Origin of the sequence: Bradyrhizobium sp. Rc2d, from assembly GCF_900099855.1 — a bacterium.
GTDB lineage: Bacteria > Pseudomonadota > Alphaproteobacteria > Rhizobiales > Xanthobacteraceae > Bradyrhizobium.
The window spans coordinates 32,354-49,304 of sequence record NZ_FNCU01000021.1 but is presented as its reverse complement, the minus strand read 5'-3'; the positions used below and the strand labels follow the sequence as shown (position 1 = coordinate 49,304).

General features: G+C 65.3%; 15 protein-coding genes. 8 read left to right on the top strand and 7 right to left on the bottom strand.

From position 1 onward, the window contains the following. Positions 1–317: 317 nt before the first annotated feature. From BLV07_RS24760 to BLV07_RS24750, 3 genes are read right to left on the bottom strand one after another with little or no spacing between them, the layout of a single operon-like run. Positions 318–2,030, bottom strand: a complete 1,713-nt coding sequence (locus tag BLV07_RS24760; protein ID WP_091890822.1) for a S8 family serine peptidase — start codon at positions 2,028–2,030, stop codon at positions 318–320. A gap of 16 nt (positions 2,031–2,046) precedes the next feature. Next, on the bottom strand, positions 2,047–2,742 hold the full coding sequence (locus BLV07_RS24755) for a hypothetical protein (RefSeq protein ID WP_091890819.1): 696 nt from the start codon (positions 2,740–2,742) through the stop codon (positions 2,047–2,049). Beyond that, positions 2,739–3,308: a sigma-70 family RNA polymerase sigma factor gene (locus tag BLV07_RS24750; protein WP_091890816.1), complete on the bottom strand. Its 570-nt coding sequence runs from the start codon at positions 3,306–3,308 to the stop codon at positions 2,739–2,741. Before BLV07_RS24750 ends, BLV07_RS24755 begins: the two co-directional genes overlap by 4 nt. A gap of 437 nt (positions 3,309–3,745) precedes the next feature. Here BLV07_RS24750 and BLV07_RS24745 point away from each other — a divergent pair, with 437 nt between their 5' ends. Continuing rightward, positions 3,746–4,903, top strand: coding sequence for a GGDEF domain-containing protein (locus BLV07_RS24745; RefSeq protein ID WP_091890813.1), 1,158 nt, complete (start codon positions 3,746–3,748; stop codon positions 4,901–4,903). 61 nt (positions 4,904–4,964) lie between these two features. Then, on the top strand, positions 4,965–6,068 hold the full coding sequence (locus BLV07_RS24740; RefSeq protein ID WP_091891026.1) for a DUF2336 domain-containing protein: 1,104 nt from the start codon (positions 4,965–4,967) through the stop codon (positions 6,066–6,068). 10 nt (positions 6,069–6,078) lie between these two features. On the opposite strand, the gene BLV07_RS24735 is transcribed toward BLV07_RS24740, so the two are convergent. Both BLV07_RS24735 and BLV07_RS24730 read right to left on the bottom strand, forming a co-directional pair. Continuing rightward, positions 6,079–6,717, bottom strand: coding sequence for an NrsF family protein (locus BLV07_RS24735; protein ID WP_091890811.1), 639 nt, complete (start codon positions 6,715–6,717; stop codon positions 6,079–6,081). 2 nt (positions 6,718–6,719) lie between these two features. After that, a complete protein-coding gene (locus BLV07_RS24730) occupies positions 6,720–7,265 on the bottom strand; it encodes a sigma-70 family RNA polymerase sigma factor (RefSeq protein ID WP_091890809.1) in 546 nt (181 codons plus the stop codon). Between the two features lie 291 nt (positions 7,266–7,556). Between BLV07_RS24730 and BLV07_RS24725 the strand changes: the two genes are divergently transcribed. The 6 genes from BLV07_RS24725 (at position 7,557) to BLV07_RS24700 (ending at position 12,519) form a co-directional block, all read left to right on the top strand. Then, on the top strand, positions 7,557–8,225 hold the full coding sequence (locus BLV07_RS24725) for a hypothetical protein (protein ID WP_091890806.1): 669 nt from the start codon (positions 7,557–7,559) through the stop codon (positions 8,223–8,225). Between the two features lie 108 nt (positions 8,226–8,333). Then, positions 8,334–9,113, top strand: a complete 780-nt coding sequence (locus BLV07_RS24720; protein ID WP_091890803.1) for an enoyl-CoA hydratase — start codon at positions 8,334–8,336, stop codon at positions 9,111–9,113. A gap of 199 nt (positions 9,114–9,312) precedes the next feature. Further along, on the top strand, positions 9,313–10,743 hold the full coding sequence (locus BLV07_RS24715) for a TolC family outer membrane protein (RefSeq protein WP_091890800.1): 1,431 nt from the start codon (positions 9,313–9,315) through the stop codon (positions 10,741–10,743). Between the two features lie 100 nt (positions 10,744–10,843). Continuing rightward, positions 10,844–11,029 (top strand): type II toxin-antitoxin system RelE/ParE family toxin, encoded by a 186-nt coding sequence (locus BLV07_RS50120; protein WP_349525416.1) that lies wholly within the window; start codon positions 10,844–10,846, stop codon positions 11,027–11,029. 104 nt (positions 11,030–11,133) lie between these two features. Continuing rightward, the gene (locus tag BLV07_RS24705; RefSeq protein ID WP_091890797.1) at positions 11,134–11,487 is read left to right on the top strand and encodes an addiction module antidote protein; all 354 of its coding nucleotides are present in this window, start codon (positions 11,134–11,136) and stop codon (positions 11,485–11,487) included. A gap of 69 nt (positions 11,488–11,556) precedes the next feature. Continuing rightward, a complete protein-coding gene (locus BLV07_RS24700) occupies positions 11,557–12,519 on the top strand; it encodes an amidohydrolase family protein (protein WP_091890794.1) in 963 nt (320 codons plus the stop codon). Between the two features lie 3 nt (positions 12,520–12,522). Here the strand turns inward: BLV07_RS24700 and BLV07_RS24695 are convergent, their stop codons facing one another. Next, the gene (locus BLV07_RS24695; RefSeq protein ID WP_091890792.1) at positions 12,523–15,639 is read right to left on the bottom strand and encodes an efflux RND transporter permease subunit; all 3,117 of its coding nucleotides are present in this window, start codon (positions 15,637–15,639) and stop codon (positions 12,523–12,525) included. 28 nt (positions 15,640–15,667) lie between these two features. Beyond that, on the bottom strand, positions 15,668–16,912 hold the full coding sequence (locus tag BLV07_RS24690; RefSeq protein ID WP_091890789.1) for an efflux RND transporter periplasmic adaptor subunit: 1,245 nt from the start codon (positions 16,910–16,912) through the stop codon (positions 15,668–15,670). Positions 16,913–16,951: the final 39 nt, after the last annotated feature.

Sequence of the window (16,951 nt, the reverse complement as noted above, 5' to 3'; positions counted from 1 at the left end):
AAGCTTCGCACAAGCATGACGGGCTTGCGGTGTGCCGAGTCGACGATCGGCACGAACGCGGGCGCGATCCTTCAACCGGAAGCTGAACGAGCGCCAGGCTTCGAAAGATCAGATGCCCAAAAGAAAAGACCCGTCCGGGGGGACAACCGGACGGGTCGAGCCATATGGGCGCTTGGGGTGGATGGGCGCTCGCGCCTGATATGACTGATGGGGAGGGATGACCGCTCCCACATAATTTGGTCGTGGCAGCTGGCTGAACGTTCAACGCGGGGTTTGCTTTTTTGACCTTCGCCGTGCGCGCATCTTTGTCGCAGCGGCTATCGCGGCGCCGGCCTATCCGCCTGAGAAATCGCGGATTTCTCTTCTGCGCTTGACAGCGAGGGTTGCTCGATCGCGCGGCTGCCCGGCTCGTCGCGACGCTTGCCGGCGTCTTCACGTTTTGTTGTACCGGATGCCGCCGCAACCGGCGTCGCGCTGTCGGCGGGAACGGCCATGACCGCGGCAAACGCATCGGCCTCGCCGTCGCCGAACAGATCATCACGGCCGGGTGAACCGAGGTCGCGCGCGGTCTTCGCGAGCGCCATGCGCAGCTCTTCCGGCTTTAAGGCATGGTTGCGCTCGAACAGCAGCGCCGCGATGCCGGAAACATAGGCTGCCGAGAACGAAGTGCCCGACGTCATCTGATATTTGCCGTCGGGCGCCGGCAGGAAGATGTCGACGCCGGGGGCTGCGACCGCGATGTAGTTGCCACGGTTGGAGGCGGTGAACAGCCGGTCCTGCTGATCGGTGGCGCTGACCGCGATCACGTTGGGATTGGCGGCGGGATAGAGCGGCGGCGATTTCGCGCCGGCATTGCCGGCGGCCGCAATCAGCACCAGCCCGCGCACAGCGGTCGCCGCGATGGCCCGCTCGATCACCGCGTCCTTCGGACCGGCGAAGCTCATGTTGACGATCTGCGCGCCGTGCTCGGCGGCATGGTTCAGCGAGCGCAGGATGATGTAGGACGAGCTCTCGGCGCCACCGGCGGTGCCGCCGAAGGCGCGGATCGCGATGATGCGCGCCTCGGGCGCGCTGCCCATCAACCGCGCATGCGCCACGATGGCGCCGGCGATGCCGGTGCCGTGAACGTGCGGCCCCTCGGCGCTGCCGAGCGCATCGAAATTGTCGGCGATGGAATTGGCGAGTTCGGGATGGCTGGCGTCGATGCCGGAGTCGATCACGGCAATCGTGACGTTGGCGCCGTGCGCCAGCGTATGCGCCTGCGGCAGGCGGAGCTTTGTCAGTGCATATTGCGCAGGATCGCCCTCGGTCGGCCCCGACGATGTCTGGTCCTGGAGCACATAGCGGAAGTTCGGCTGAAGCGAGCGCACACTGCCGTCGGCCGCGAATTCGCGCCGCACCGTCTCGTACGGCCGGCCGTCGGTGATGCGGAACAGGCCGAAAGTTGCGCCGATCAGCGGAAAATTCTCGGAGGCGACGCGCGTCAGGCCGTGGCGACGCGCGAGCTCGTCGGCCTCGGCCGGCGACAGCGCGCTATCGATCTCGGCGACGAATTCGTTGGCGAAGCTGCGCAGGTTCACCGCGGCCGGCGTGCTGTTGCCACGCCCCTTGCCGGCGCTCTTCTTGCCTGATGTTCCGGTACCCTCGCCGCCCGCGTTCGGCTGCGCCAAGCATTCGCCACCGGCATCGCGATAGGGTGCGGTGCAGGCCGGATAGAGGTTCGGCGAATAGCGCGCATAGGGCAGCACCGGCGTCGTCCGCACGCGCAACGGCGTGGTGCGGGGGATGGCCGCGATCGTCCGCGGGCCGCGGCCGACGCTGACCGCGCGCGCGGCAACACCGGGGCTGACACGCGGGGTAATGCTCGGAGAGATGGTCGGCGTGCGCGAGGGAACGCTGATCGTTGGCGTACGCATGATCGCCTGCGCCTGCGCAACCTCGGCGCCGAGACAGGCCGTGAGCAGCAGCACGGCTCCAACCGACGAAACGTAGGCCCCGGCGCGTACCCTACTCTCGGACTTGCGCGTCATCGGTTCAGCGGCGCGTTCAGGGCGTCGCGACGGCCAGATTGACGAATTTCTCGCGCTGCATCTTGCCGAGCAGCGAGGCGAGCTCGTCCTGGCTCATCGCCTTGTTGAATTGGAGGCGGAACATGCCGCCCTTGGCTCCGTCGATGATCGACGCCTGGTAGCTGTCGAGCAGCGCGGTGATGTCGGCGATGCGCGCCTCGGGGGTGAAGCGCACCAGCGCACGCGCCGGCGCGACCGTGCCACCAAGTTCGCGTGTGATCGGCGCACTGGTCGAGAGCGAAGCCGTCTGGAAGGTCGCCGGCTGGTTCTTCATCAGCACGGCGCCGATAATTCCGGCTTGCAGCACGAGCGCGACGGCGCCGAGGCTCGCCGACCAGGCCAGCGTCCGCGGCGACAGGCTCGCGAAGAAGGTCGCGATGCGTGCCGACAGCGGCAGCGAACCGGTCGCCCGCGCTGGCTCGGCATCGATCGCGGCAAACAGCTTCTGCATCGCGCGCGCCGACGGAGCGCCCAGGCTCTCGTTCAGATGAATGGTCTCTTCGTACTCGCCGCGGATCGCGGCATATTGCTTCGCAAGCTCCGGATCGCGCGCCAGCGCTTCCTCGACGCGGCGGGCATCGCGCGCGTTCAGCGTGCCGGCGGCGTGCCAGGGCAGCAGCAGTTCAATTTCACTGGGCTCTTGCTCCAGCATCTTCTTGCTCAAAGCCATCATGGCCAGCCTCGCTCAACGCCGGCTGCCTTCAGCAGTTCGGCCAGTTTCTTGCGCGCATAGAACAAGCGCGTCTTCACAGTGTTCTCCGGTATCCCGACGATTTCAGCCACCTCTTCCACGGACTTCTCGTGGTAGTAGACGAGATCGACGATTTCCCGGTGCTCCGGCGAGAGGCCCGTCAGACACTCCCGCAACGCCTCACTGGTATCCTTCTTCTGCACCACCGTTTCCGGATCGTCGGACGTATCCTCGATCGCGTTGGCGGCCTCTTCGTCCAACTCGAAATCCTTCCTGCGCCGAAGCGCAGACAGGGCCTTGAATCGGGTGATAGCCAGCAGCCAGGTGGAAACGGCGGATCGGCCCTCGAATTTGCCGGCTTGACGCCAGACGTCGAGAAACACCTCGCTGATGAGGTCTTCCGCCGCCTGCTCGTCCCGCACGACCCTGAGTCCGAACCTGTAAACCCTGACATGGTGCCGTCCGTACAGCACCTGCATGGCGAGCCGGTCGCCTTGAGCGATCCTGGCGATCAGGACCTCGTCCGAAGCCGCCTGTGTTGCGCTCAAAGGCCGTCTCGCAAAGTTGGTCGGGTCGGTGCGGCGGACGGTTCGACGGGGGGTGCAAAATTCTTCAAGTTACCGCACGCATACGGGGGGCTATGTGATCTACCCCACATACGCGCTTTTTTCTCGTTCCACCGGCGGCGACCCGCCTCGATCCAGATCGGTAACATAATACTGAAATATTTCCCTGCGGAAGGACTGTCCGGCACAGGCAGCCCGGTCAAGCCTGGATCCATAGCAGCCCTGCACGGTGTATGTCTCACGAACCCCCGCTTTGGCTCGACCGCATCGCAAACCGATGCTTAACCGCCGGCAAATTTCGCTGCCGGGCCGACATTCCCCTGTTCCGCGCTGCACGGTTCGGATTCGATTTCGAAGGATACCAAACCTAAAGGCTTGCCACGTAGATTTTTGAGCTGACATCCACCATTGGCGGGACAATGAACACGGCCGCGACGTCGCTTCCCGAGAGGAATGCCGCTGAAGTCGCGGATCTCGTCCTCGCGCCCGCGACGGCGGCTCCGGAAGTCCTGGCTCGTCGGGCCCGGCAGCGCCGCCAGATGTATATCGGCCAGGTCGCGAGCTACTCGCTCGGCGCCTCCGTCCTGCTGCTGTACGCCTATGACGGTGCGATCTCCATGGGTGTGCCGTCGCTGTTCTGGCTCGGCGGCCTCCTGATCATCGGCACGTTCACCGTGCTGTCGGAAGCCGGCTTCGGCGATCGGTTCGAAGATCATTACCTCACCGTCTTCCAGATCTCGGCGCATATGGCGCTGCAACTGGTATTCCTGCTCGCGGTGCCGACGGTCGGGGTCGCGTTTCTCGCCGTGCTGTTTCTGATCTTCGCGTTCGGTACGCTGCGGATGACATCGAGCCAAGCGATGCTCACCTGGGGTCTTGCCACCTGCGGGCTCGCCTTTGTCTTCCTGGGTTCGGATCTGCCGATTGGCCTGCCGGTTACGACCCGGGTGCAGCGGACCGCCTCCATGCTGTGCTTCGTGCTGGTGATCGGCCAGTGCGCTTTCCTCGGCCTGTTCGGCGCCACGCTGCGCAAGATCCTGTACCGGCGCAGCATCGAGCTGAAGGCCGCCTATCAGCGCATCGAGGAACTGGCCGAGCTCGACGAGCTCACCGGCTCCTACAATCGCCGCTGCATCATGCGGCTTCTCGACACCGCGATCGACAAGTCGCGGCAGGCGTCAACGCCTTGCGCAATCGCGCTGATCGATCTCGACTGGTTCAAGCGCATCAACGACGCCCACGGCCATCCCATCGGCGACGAGGTGCTGCGCACCTTCGCGATCACCATTTTCGCCAACATCCGCCAAGCCGACGGCTTCGGCCGCTACGGCGGCGAGGAATTTCTGCTGCTGCTGCCCGGAACCGATGGCGAGGCGGCATCGCGCATGATCGAGCGCTTGCGCCAGATCATCGCCGATCTCGACTGGAGCGCATTTGCCCCCGGCCTGCGCGTGACCATTTCCGCGGGCGTCGTGACGCTGCGCGACAACGATACTGCCGACACGTTTCTAGCACGCGCCGACCACGCGCTCTATTCCGCCAAGGCGCAAGGGCGCAATCGCATTGCAACGGGTTGACCAATTCATTTTTCAGGCGCGCGAGAAGACGCCGCCGGGCCGAACGCTCCAGGACAGGGCAATGAGATCGAAATCCGCAACACCATCCGAGAACCTGCTCGAGGAATTGCAGGCCGCGCTCTCCCACGGCACCGTTGCGCGCCGGGTCGAGACGCTGCGCCGCGTCACCGATCTCTTCGTGGGCAACGCGGTGGATTATTCCGACGACCACGTCCGCGTGTTCGACGACGTGTTCCAGTGCCTGGTCGAGCAGATCGAGGTTTCGGCCAGGGCGCTGCTCGCCGAGCGCCTTGCACCGGTCGCGTCCGCGCCGCCGAAGATCATCCGCACGCTCGCGCTCGACGAGGTGATCGAGGTCTCCGGCCCGGTGCTGTCGAAATCGGAACGGCTGGACGAGGCGACCCTGATCGAGATCGCGCGCACCAGAGGCCAGGCGCATCTTAGGGCGATCTCGCTGCGGCGAGTGCTGTCGGAGGCGTTGACCGATTTGCTGGTGACGCGCGGCAACGAGGACGTGGTGCAGTCGACCGTCAGCAATCCGGGCGCGCGCCTCTCCGAGGGAAGTCTCACCGACCTCGTCACCCGCGCCGAACGCGACGACGACCTCGCCACCTGCATCGGCCTGCGGCCCGACCTGCCGCGTCATCATTATTTGAAGCTGATCGCGAAGGCCTCCTTGAGCGTGCGCAGGAAGTTAGAGGCCGCACATCCCGAGCTCGCGGACGAAGTGTCCAGCGTGGTCCAGGAAGCGGCTCAGCGGGTCCGTGCCGCCGCGACGACCCGGCAAACCGAGATGGCGCGTGCGCTGGTGAAGTCGCTGCACGCGGACGGCCGCCTCAACGAATTCCAGGTCAGCACCTTCGCCGAGCAGGGCAAGTTCGACGAGACCAATGCGGGGCTGGCCGCGCTCGCAGGCGTCGCGGTCGAGACCGCCGAGACCATGATGATCGACAGCCGGACCGAGGGTGTGATGATCCTCGCCAAGGTCGCGGGGATGTCGTGGTCGAGCGTGCGCGCGATCATCGCCATGCGCGAGAAGCTCTCCGGCGGCTCGCAGACCGACATGCTGGCGCTGCGAGACACCTACGAAGCCCTGCGCTCTTCGACCGCGCAACAGGTGCTGCGCTTCCACCGCATGCAGCAGGGCACTACGCCGGCGGCGTGAAGCTGGCTCCTTAATATCGCAAGACTTTCGAGCCCACCGCCGCGCCGATCGCGGTCACGACCGCGGTCGCGATCGTGTACCAGGTCGCGACGAACAGGGGGGAATCGTCGGTGCAGTGCGAGGCGTAGAGCGTCGCGGCCAATCCCGCCGCGACCAGGCCGGCGAGCGCGCCGGCAAGCGCGGGGCGCGAGGGCGCGCCGTGGCGCAGACCGAACAGCGCCCCCGCAAGCAGCGGCAGCGACATCGCGGGGATCGCAAGCAGGCACACCCTGGAGTTCTTGCCCATCAAGCGCATTGTCATCGGCATGGCCGGCGCCATCATCGCCTCACTGCCGATCGCCACGGCAAGCAGTCCGACGGGAAGCAGCAAGAGCCAGCCCCAGCCGCGCAGCAGGGCTTCGGGGCGCGACAAATGCAGGCTGACGATGATCGCGGGGATCGCGAGCGACAGCGTCACCGCGAACTTCATGTCGAAAAACGGGTTGCGCATCGCGCTCATCACGTCCGGGCGCACGCCGAGGAAAGTCGCGAAGATCAGGATCGAGAGCGGCGCGGCCACCAGCAGCGCCATGGTCAGCACGGCGCCGACGCGCGGCGCGCGATGGACGTTGTCGGCCGCGAGCGAGCGAATGAGTTGATCAGTATCCATGCCTAGTGGTCCCGCAGTTTGGCAGTCAGCGCAGCAAGTCCGCGATGCAGCGCGACCCGCACCGCACCTTCGCTCATCGCAAACTTTGCCGCCGTATCCTTGATCGAGGCGGCCTCGACCGCGATCGACTGCAACACGTCGCGCTGGCGCTGCGGCAGAGTGCTCAGCTGCGCGGCGACCTCGCCCGCCGAAGCCGTCTCCTGCGGTGCCTCGCCCGGCAGCGTCTCGGCGAAATCATCGATGTTGACGAAGACGCGCCTGCCGCGCCGCCGCAGCGTATCGATCAGCTTGTTGCGGGCGATCGCGAACAGCCAGGGCGCGAAGGGAGCTTCGCTGTCCCAGGTGTGTCGCTTCAGATGCACCGCCAACAAGATCTCCTGCACGATATCCTCGGCCTGGTCGGGAGACTGGCCGGCCCGCGCCAGCCCACGCCTCGCAGCAGCGCGCAACACCGGCGTGACCGCCTTCAACAGGCGATGATACGCCGCATCGTCGCCAGCCATGGCCGACCGCATCAGGCCGGTCCATTCATCCTCACGTCCGCGCACGCGCGCCCCTCACCATGCAATTCGGCCGCTCTTTCAATTTGTTACCCCTGCACCCGAGCGATCACGAATTCGTGATCGCCGCCGAGCCTCCGCATCCGGTGCGGCCGTAAGAGCCCGCGACGGCTCATAACACCGATCAGTCCGGCCCGCATCCGGCGGCCGGCCGCGAGGGGCGGTTTGCCCCGCTTTTGCCCGGTGTAGCCAGAAGATTCCCATTTTCTGCCCCGCTGTGGTCACGCCCCAGGGTCTCTGTTCGTTCCTGGGACGGGCGGAATTGGGGAGATCGTCAACATGATCAAAGCCATCGGGCGCGCGGCCCTGATCGTTCTGGCCGGACTTTTCTTGCTGTTTGGGGGCATTGCACAGGCGGCGCCGAGTTCAGTAGCAAGCAGCAACTCCGACAGCGCAGGCAAGCAGGCCGACGCGGCCAAGCCGAGCAAGCACCGGCGCCACGAGTCGCGCCGTACCAGCAGCAGCAAGACGGCGCAGAAACCCGACGACAAGGCCGACAAGAACGATGCTGCGGCAAATACCTCCGAGGCCAAGCCCGACAACGGCGTGCCGGCCTCGAGCCAGATGCCGCCGGAAGTCGCCAACGCCAATGCGCAGCTCGCCGCCGATACGCCGACCGCGGCTGCGGCCTCCGCGATGACGGGCCGTGCCAACGACAACGTCCAGGCGGCGGCCGATGATACCGCCAATAACACCGCACCGAACGCCGACACCCAAGTGGTGGCCCCCGATCAGCTCAACGACATCGACCGCGCCCTGCAACAGGACAGCCCGCCGGCGCAGAAGGCTGTGATCGCCGCAACCGAAGCACAGCCGCGCCCCTCACCGGTGATGGCAAGCACCCAGCAGAGCTCGGCCTGGGACCAGAGCTCCCTGATCGGCAAGATCTTCATCGGCGTCGGCACGCTGCTGACGCTGGCCTCCGCCGCGCGCATGTTCATGGCCTGACCGTCAGTTCCGCCAGGACGCGCGGCCCGCGCGTCCTGCGTCCGGCCCTCTTGAAGCCCACCGCGCCAGCGGGCACATTGCCCGCCCAATCAAAAGCGTGGGTGGAACATGAGCACGTTCGAACACATCATCGTCGAGAGCAAAGGCGCGGTCGGCATCATCAAGCTGAATCGGCCGAAGATGCTCAACGCGCTCTCCTTCGGCGTCTTCCGCGAGATTGCGGCCGCCGTCGACGATCTCGAGGCCGATGAGGCCATTGGCTGCATTGTCGTGACCGGCAGCGAGAAAGCCTTTGCCGCCGGCGCCGACATCAAGGAGATGCAGCCGAAGAGCTTCATCGACATGTTCTCCGAGGATTTTGCCGCGATCGGCGGCGACCGCGTCGCGCGCTGCCGCAAGCCGACCATTGCCGCAGTCGCCGGTTACGCCCTCGGCGGCGGCTGCGAACTCGCCATGATGTGCGACGTCATCATCGCAGCCGACACCGCAAAGTTCGGCCAGCCGGAGATCACGCTCGGCACCATTCCGGGCATCGGCGGCACCCAGCGCCTGACCCGCGCGATCGGCAAATCGAAGGCGATGGACCTCTGCCTCACCGGCCGCATGATGGATGCGGCGGAGGCCGAGCGCAGCGGCCTCGTCAGCCGCATCGTGCCCGCCGACAAGCTCATGGACGAGGTGATGGCGGCAGCCGAGAAGATCGCCGCGATGTCGCGCCCTGCCGCTGCGATGGCCAAGGAAGCGGTGAACCGCGCCTTCGAGACCACGCTCGCCGAAGGCATGAGCGTCGAGCGCAACCTATTCCACTCGACCTTCGCGCTGGAAGACCGCTCCGAGGGCATGGCGGCGTTCATCGAGAAGCGCAAGCCGGTGAACAAGAACCGGTAAAGCCAAGCCGCGGCAAGGCTTGCAAGGCTGGTGTAAGGCTCTCTCGCTCCCCTGAGGCCCCCCCTGTGACGAAGCTGCAACAAGCACGCATTTCATGGGGGTTTTCCCCGCGGCAGTTTGCCTGCGGGACCTGCGCTGGTTAAACAGCTAAGAGGGCCGCCGTCGGCGGGGGCGGACAGCCAGGGTTTTGCGGGATTACATGATTGGGCGTGCCGCCAGAGCTGGTCGCGTGATGACGCGGCATCGATCGGGCGTGGCTCCTGTGCTTGCGACATGGACCACGCTGGCGCTTTGTTGCGCCCTGCCCTCGGCCGCATCGGCGGAAGCCCTGCCCGAGGCGCTGGCCAAGGCCTACCAGACCAACCCCCAGCTCAATGCCGAGCGCGCGCGGCAGCGCGCGACCGACGAGAACGTGCCGCAGGCGCTTGCCGGCTACCGGCCGCAGATCGTGGCCAGCCTAAGTGCCGGCCTGCAATCGGTGCGCAATCTGCTGCCCGACAACACCATCCAGACCGCCAATCTGAAACCCTGGATCATCGGCGTCACCGTGACGCAGACCCTGTTCAACGGCTTCCGCACCGCCAACAGCGTGCGGGCCGCCGAACTGCAGGTGCAGTCGGGCCGCGAGGCGCTGCGCAATGTCGGCCAGGGCGTGCTGCTCGATGCGGTCACCGCCTACACCAACGTGCTCGCCAACCAGTCGCTGGTCGAAGCGCAGCGTTCCAACGTCGCCTTCCTGCGCGAAACACTCGCCGTCACCCAGCGCCGCCTCAACGCCGGCGATGTCACGCCGACCGATACCGCCCAGGCCGAAGCGCGCCTCAACCGCGGCCTTGCCGATCTCAACGCCGCCGAAGTCGCGCTCGCCGTCAGCCAGGCAACCTATGCGCAGGTGATCGGCAATGCGCCGTCGCAGCTTCGGCCCGCCGAGGTCGTCGACCGCTATCTGCCGAAGAGCCGCGAGGACGCGATAACGATGGCGATCCGCCAGCATCCGGCGGTGATGGCCGCAAGCTTCGACGTCGACGTCGCCTCCACCAACATCCGCATCGCCGAAGGCACGCTGCTGCCGAGCGCCAGCATCCAGGGCAGCGCCAGCAAGAGTCGCAACAACGACCCGACGCTCGGCACCTTCGCCGAGGACCAGGCCTCGATCGTCGCCAACGTCACCGCCCCGATCTACGACGGCGGCCAGGCCGCGGCGCAGACCCGGCAGGCCAAGGAGATCACGGCGCAGAGCCGCCTCGTGCTCGACCAGGTGCGCAACCAGGCGCGCACGGCGGCGGTCAGCGCCTGGGTTGCCAATGAAGGCGCCAAGATCACGGTCTCGGCCTCGGAGTCCGAGGTGAAGGCGGCGACCGTCGCGCTCCAGGGCGTGCAACGCGAGGCCGCCGGCGGACAACGCACGACGGTCGACGTGCTGAACTCGCAGGCCGACCTGATCCAGGCCAAGGCCCGCCTGATCGGCGCATTGCGCGATCGCGTCATCGCCTCCTACACGCTGCTCAGCGCCGTCGGCCATCTCGACGTCAAGACCTTGAGCCTGAACACGCCGGACTACCTGCCCGAGGTGCATTACCAGCAGGTCCGCGACGCCTGGCACGGCCTGCGCACGCCGTCGGGGCAGTAGAGGTTCGGGACATATCCGCGTCAAAGCTACACTGGCCAACTCGACGCGGCTCAACCAACTTGTTTGACACTTTGTAGCCCATAGACTACGATTGATCCTCATGATCGAGGTCAGGCAAACCGAGCATTTTTCGGAGTGGCTGAACCGGCTCAAAGACGCCAACGCGGTCGCCCGGATCACCGTCCGCGTTCGCCGCATGGAAATGGGCAATCCCGGCGACAGCAAGAGCGTCGGCCGCAATGTCCGGGAAATGCGCATCGATTACGGCCCGGGCTATCGGATCTAGTATATGCAGCGCGGAGCGCAGATCGTGATCCTGCTATGTGGCGGCGACAAGCGCACACAACGTCAGGACATCGAACAAGCCCAAAGGCTGGCGGAGACAGTGTGATGCCCAAGGCAACGTCCAAAGCCGTAGCCAAAACGGCTACGAAGACAACCCGATTTGATGCGGCCGGCTACCTCAACACTGAAGAGCGGCAGGCCGCTTATATCGCGGCCGCGCTGGAGACCGGCGATGCAGATTTCGTACGCGATGCGCTTGGCCTCGTCGCGCGGGCGCGCGGCATGAGTGAGATCGCGAAGAAGGCCGGCTTGAACCGTGAAAGCCTATACAAGGCTCTCGGAGAGACCGGAAATCCCGAGTTCGGCACTGTCATGCGCATCGTCGGCGCACTGGGCCTGACCCTGTCGGCACAGCCCGCGACAAGCGGACGGCCGTCAAAGCGCCGCCGGGTCGCGTAAGACGTATATCGGCGACCCGACCGCCGAGATATGTTATAGACTCGCCGACAACGAAGCAGGAGAGAAACCATGCTCAGCCGACGCGGCGTCCTCTTGGCCTCCCTTGCCGCCGGAGTAGCCATGACCAGCAAAGCCCACGCCCGTGCGGCGCAGCCTGCGACTCCGATCAATTTCGATGTCCCGGCGCATGCCTGTGACTGCCACACCCACATCCATGGCGACGTCGAAAAATTTCCGTTCTTCGCGGGACGCGTCTATACACCGGAGCCGGCAAGCCCTGAAGAAATGGCCGCGCTGCACAAGGCGCTGCATATCGAGCGCGTGGTGATCGTGACGCCGAGCGTCTACGGCACCGACAATTCCTCCACTTTGTTCGGCATGAAGGCGCGCGGCGCGACCGCGCGCGGGGTGGCCGTGATCGACGACAAGACACCGGAGAGCGCGCTCGACACGATGCATCAGGACGGCTTCCGCGGCATCCGCCTCAATCTGGCGACCGGCGGCGTGAATGATCCCAATGTCGGCCGACCGCGCTTCACTGCCGCAGTCGAGCGCATGAAAGCGCGCGGCTGGCACGTGCAACTCTACACCACGCTTGCCATGATCTCGGCGATCAAGGACCTCGTCGAGACGGCGCCGGTGCCCGTCGTGTTCGACCATTTTGGCGGCCTTGAAGCCTCGCAGGGCCTGGAGCAGCCGGGCTTCTCCGATCTCGTCGCGCTGGTGAAATCCGGCAAGGCCTATGTCAAGATTTCGGGCGCCTACCGCTCATCAAAGCTCGCTCCCGACTATCAGGACATGGTGCCGTTCGCGAAGGCGCTGATCGCGGCGAACCCGGACCGCATCGTCTGGGGCACGGACTGGCCGCATCCGGATTCTAGCCGCGTCGAGGGCCGCAAGCCCACCGACATCGCGCCGCTCTATCAGATCGACGACGGCCGGCTGCTCAATCAGCTTCCGGTGTGGGCGCCCGATGCCGATGTGCGCAAGAAGATCCTGGTCGACAATCCGGCGCGGCTCTACGGGTTCTGACGGTCAACGCGCGCGGCGCGAGAAGAAGGAGATCAGGACCGGCAAGGTCACGAGGATCACCACGGGCGCCAGCATCATGCCGGTCACGACCACGACCGCGAGCGGCTTCTGCACCTGCGAGCCGATGCCTTCCGACAGCGCCGCCGGCAGCAGGCCGACGCCCGCGACGACGCAGGTCATCAGCACCGGACGAAGCTGCAATTCGCCGGTGCGCACCACCGCGCTCATGCGGTCCATGCCCTCTTCGATGAGCTGGTTGAACTGCGACAGGATGATGATGCCGTCCATCACGGCGATGCCGAACAGCGCGATGAATCCGATCGCCGCGGAGACGCTGAATGCCGTGCCGGAAATCAAGAGGCCCAGTACCCCGCCGAAGATCGCCATCGGGATCACGCTCATCGCGAGCAGCGTGTCGGTCATCGAGCCGAAATTGAACCAGAGCAGGACGCCGATCAGCGCCAGCGAGATCGGCACCACGATCGACAGCCGCCGGATCGCGTCCTGGAGATTGCCGAACTCGCCGACCCAGTCCATGTGCGAACCCGGCGGCAGCTGCACCTGCTCGGCGATCTTCTGCTGCGCCTCGCGGATGGCGCTGCCGAGATCGCGCTCGCGCACCGAGAACTTGATCGGCAGATAGCGCTCCTGCTGCTCGCGATAGATGTAGGCGGCGCCGGAGACGAGGCTGATATTGGCGACCTCGCTCAGGGGGATTTGCGTGACGGTGCCGTTCGGCCCCGGCGCGCCGATCCGCAAATTCTGGATCGCCTCCGCGCTTCTGCGGTATTCCGGCGCGAGGCGGACGATGATCGGGAAGTGGCGGTCGCTGCCCGGCTCATAGAGATCGCCCGCAGTGTCGCCGCCGATCGCGACCTTGATCGTGGCGTTGATGTCGCCGGGAGCGAGGCCATAGCGCGCGGCCTTGGCACGGTCGATGTCGATCTGGATGGTCGGCTGGCCGAGCGAAGTGAACACCGCGAGGTCGGTGACGCCCTGCACAGTGGCCAGCACCGATTTGATCTTGTTGGCGGTGTCGGTCAGCGCCTGGAGGTCGCTGCCGAACAGCTTGATCGAGTTCTCGCCCTTCACGCCGGAGACGGCCTCGGAGACGTTGTCCTGGAGATATTGCGAGAAGTTGAACTCGACGCCGGGGAAGCGGTCGTCGAGCTGCTTGAGCAGCTCGGCGGTCAGCTCCTCCTTGTCGTGCGTGCCGGGCCATTGGCTCGCAGGCTTGAGCGGCGCGAAGAACTCGGCGTTGAAGAAGCCGGCCGCGTCGGTGCCGTCGTCGGGACGGCCGTGCTGCGACACCACGGACTCGACCTCCGGCCGGGCGCGGATGACCTTGCGCATCTCGTTGACGTAGGTATTGCCTTCCTGGAGCGAGATGGTCGGCGGCAGCGTGGCGCGGATCCAGAGATTGCCCTCTTCCAGCTTTGGCAGAAATTCGAGACCGAGCAGCCGGCCGAGCGCCACCGTCATCAGCACGAGCCCGACGGCGCCGCCGAGCACGATGTTTCGATTGGCGACCGCCCAATGCAGCAGCGGCGAATACAGCCGATGCAGGATCAGCATCACCTTCGTCTCGGTCTCCTCGACATGGGCGGGCAGGATGATCGCGGATAGCGCCGGGGTGACGGTGAAGGTCGCAAGCAGCCCGCCGGCCAGCGCATAGGCGTAGGTGCGCGCCATCGGCCCGAAGATGTTGCCCTCGACGCCGGATAACGTGAACAGCGGCAGGAAGGCCGCGATGATGATTGCCGCTGCAAAGAAGATTGAGCGCGAAACGTCCGCCGCGGCGCTGAGGATGGCATGGCTCTTCATGCCGAACAGCGTCTCATTCGACATTTGCTCGGTTTCCGACATCGGCGTCGTCTGGGTCAGGCGGCGGAAGATCGCCTCCACCATGATGACGGTGGCATCGACGATCAAGCCAAAATCGATGGCGCCGACCGACAGCAGGTTCGCCGATTCTCCGCGGAGCACCAGGATGATGACGGCGAAGAACAGCGCGAACGGAATGGTGGCGCCGACGATCAGCGCGCTGCGCAAATCACCGAGGAAGATCCACTGCAACAGCACGATGAGCATAATGCCGACCACCATGTTGTGCAGCACGGTGTGGGTGGTGAGCTCAATCAGGTCCCCGCGGTCGTAGATGCGCTCGATGCGCACGCCGGGCGGCAGGATGCTGGAGTTGTTGATGGTTTGAACGAGTTGGTGGACGCGCTTGATGGTCGGCGAACTCTGCTCGCCACGCCGCATCAGGACGATGCCCTGCACGATATCGTCGGACTCGTCGAGGCCGGCAATGCCGAGACGGGGCTTCTGACCGACGGTTACGGTGGCGACGTCCTTGACCAGTACCGGATTGCCGCCGGACTGCGCCACCATGGTGTTGGCGAGGTCGTCGATCGACCGGATCAGGCCGACGCCGCGCACCACGGCCGATTGCTGGCCGATATTGACGGTATTGCCGCCGACATTGACGTTGGAATTGCCGACCGCCTGGAGCAATTGCGGCAGCGTCAGGCCGTTGGCGACCAGCTTGTTGAAATCGACCTGGAGCTCGTAGGTCTTGCTCCTGCCGCCCCAGCCGGTGACGTCGATGACGCCGGGTACGGCGCGGAAGCGGCGCTGCAGGATCCAGTCCTGGATGGTCTTGAGGTCGAGCACGCTGTAGTTCGGCGGACCCACCAGACGATACCTGAAGATTTCGCCGATCGGGCTGAGCGGCGAGATCTGCGGCTGCACGTTGCCGGGCAGCGGCGCGAGCTGCGCCAGGCGGTTCAGCACTTGCTGCAGCGCCTCGTCATAGGTGTAGGCGAAGGAGAACTGGAGTTTGATGTCGGAGAGGCCGTAGAGCGAGATGGTGCGGATGGTCGTGAGGTTCTTCAGGCCCGCGACCTGGGTCTCGATCGGGATCGTGATGTAGCGCTCGATCTCCTCGGCCGACAGGCCCGGACTCTGCGTCACGATGTCGACCATCGGCGGGGTCGGATCGGGATAGGCTTCGATGTTGAGCTGGTTGAACGCGATCAGGCCGCCGATCAGGACGGCGACGAACATGCCGACCATTAGGAAGCGCCGGTTGACGGCAAGAGCAACGAGACGATCCATCAGGTCTTCAGTTTTCTTGGGTCGTCGATCAGCTGCCGGACGCCGCGCGGTCGATGAACAGGCTGCCCTTGGTGACGATCTGCTCGCCGGGTTTCAGATTGCCGGTGACCTCGACGAGGTTGCCGTTGATGAGGCCGATCTTGATCTGGCGCAGCTCGACCGATTTGTCTTCGCGCGCGACCCAGATGCGGACCTTGTCGGCTTCATAGATCAAAGCCTGCTTCGGCACCGCCGGCGCGGCACGGTCGCCGGCCGAGTAGATCGTGACGTTGGCGAACATCTCCGGCTTGAGCAGGCCGTCCTTGTTGTCGATGGTGGCGCGGACCAGGAGGCGGCGGGTGTTGGGGTCGATCGCGGCGGCGACGTAGTTGATCCTGGCGGTCAGCGGCCGACCCGGCAGGGCCATCACGTTGACGGTGATGTCCTGACCGATGCACACCGCGGCCGCATCGCTCTCGCGCACGAACGCGGTGAGCCAGACCGTGGAGAGGTCCCCGATCACGAAGACCGGATCGCTGGCACCGGAACTGACATACTGGCCAGGGCCGATCTTGCGCTGCACGACGGTGCCCGCGATCGGCGAATAGATCGTGATTTCCGGATTGATCGCGCCCTTCTCCTGGAACGCCTTGATGGTCTCGTCGGTGAAACCGAGGATGCGCAGCTTGTTGCGCGCGGCTTCCAGCGCCGTCCCCGAGGAGCGCATGTCGTTCTGCGCCTGGACCTGGGTCGCTTCCGCCTGCTGATAGTCCTTCAGCGGAATGGCATGGCCTTCATAGAGGTCCTTGGCGCGCTTGAATTGGATGTCCGAGAGCTCGAGCGCCGACCTCGCCTTGTTCTGCGACGTCATCGCCGCGACGAAATCGTTCTGAGCCTGCACGGTGTCGGCGGCTTCGATCGTGAACAGCGGTTGACCTTGCTTCAGGGTCTCGCCCGGCTTGGCGAGCAGCTTGGTGACCCGGCCTGCATAGGGCGAGAACACCGGCGTCGAGCGATCCTCGTCGACCGCGACCTTGCCCTCGGTGACATACTCGGCCCGGAAGCTCTTGGCCTTGACCGGCTCGATCGTCAGCGTTGCCCATTCGGACGGCGTCGGCGTGAAGGTCTGCGCATTCCTGCGCGATTGGCTGGAGATGTCGGAGTGCTTCTTTTCCTTGGGCCCCGCCTGGAGGAAGCCATAGGCCCCGGCACCGACGAGAGCTAGTAAAACTACGGAGGTGATCACCCGTGGTTTTGTAAGCACCTGCAATCGCTTGGTATTTTCAACTACCATTGAGCCCGGTCGTGTCTGCGACGATCTCGGCAAATGACT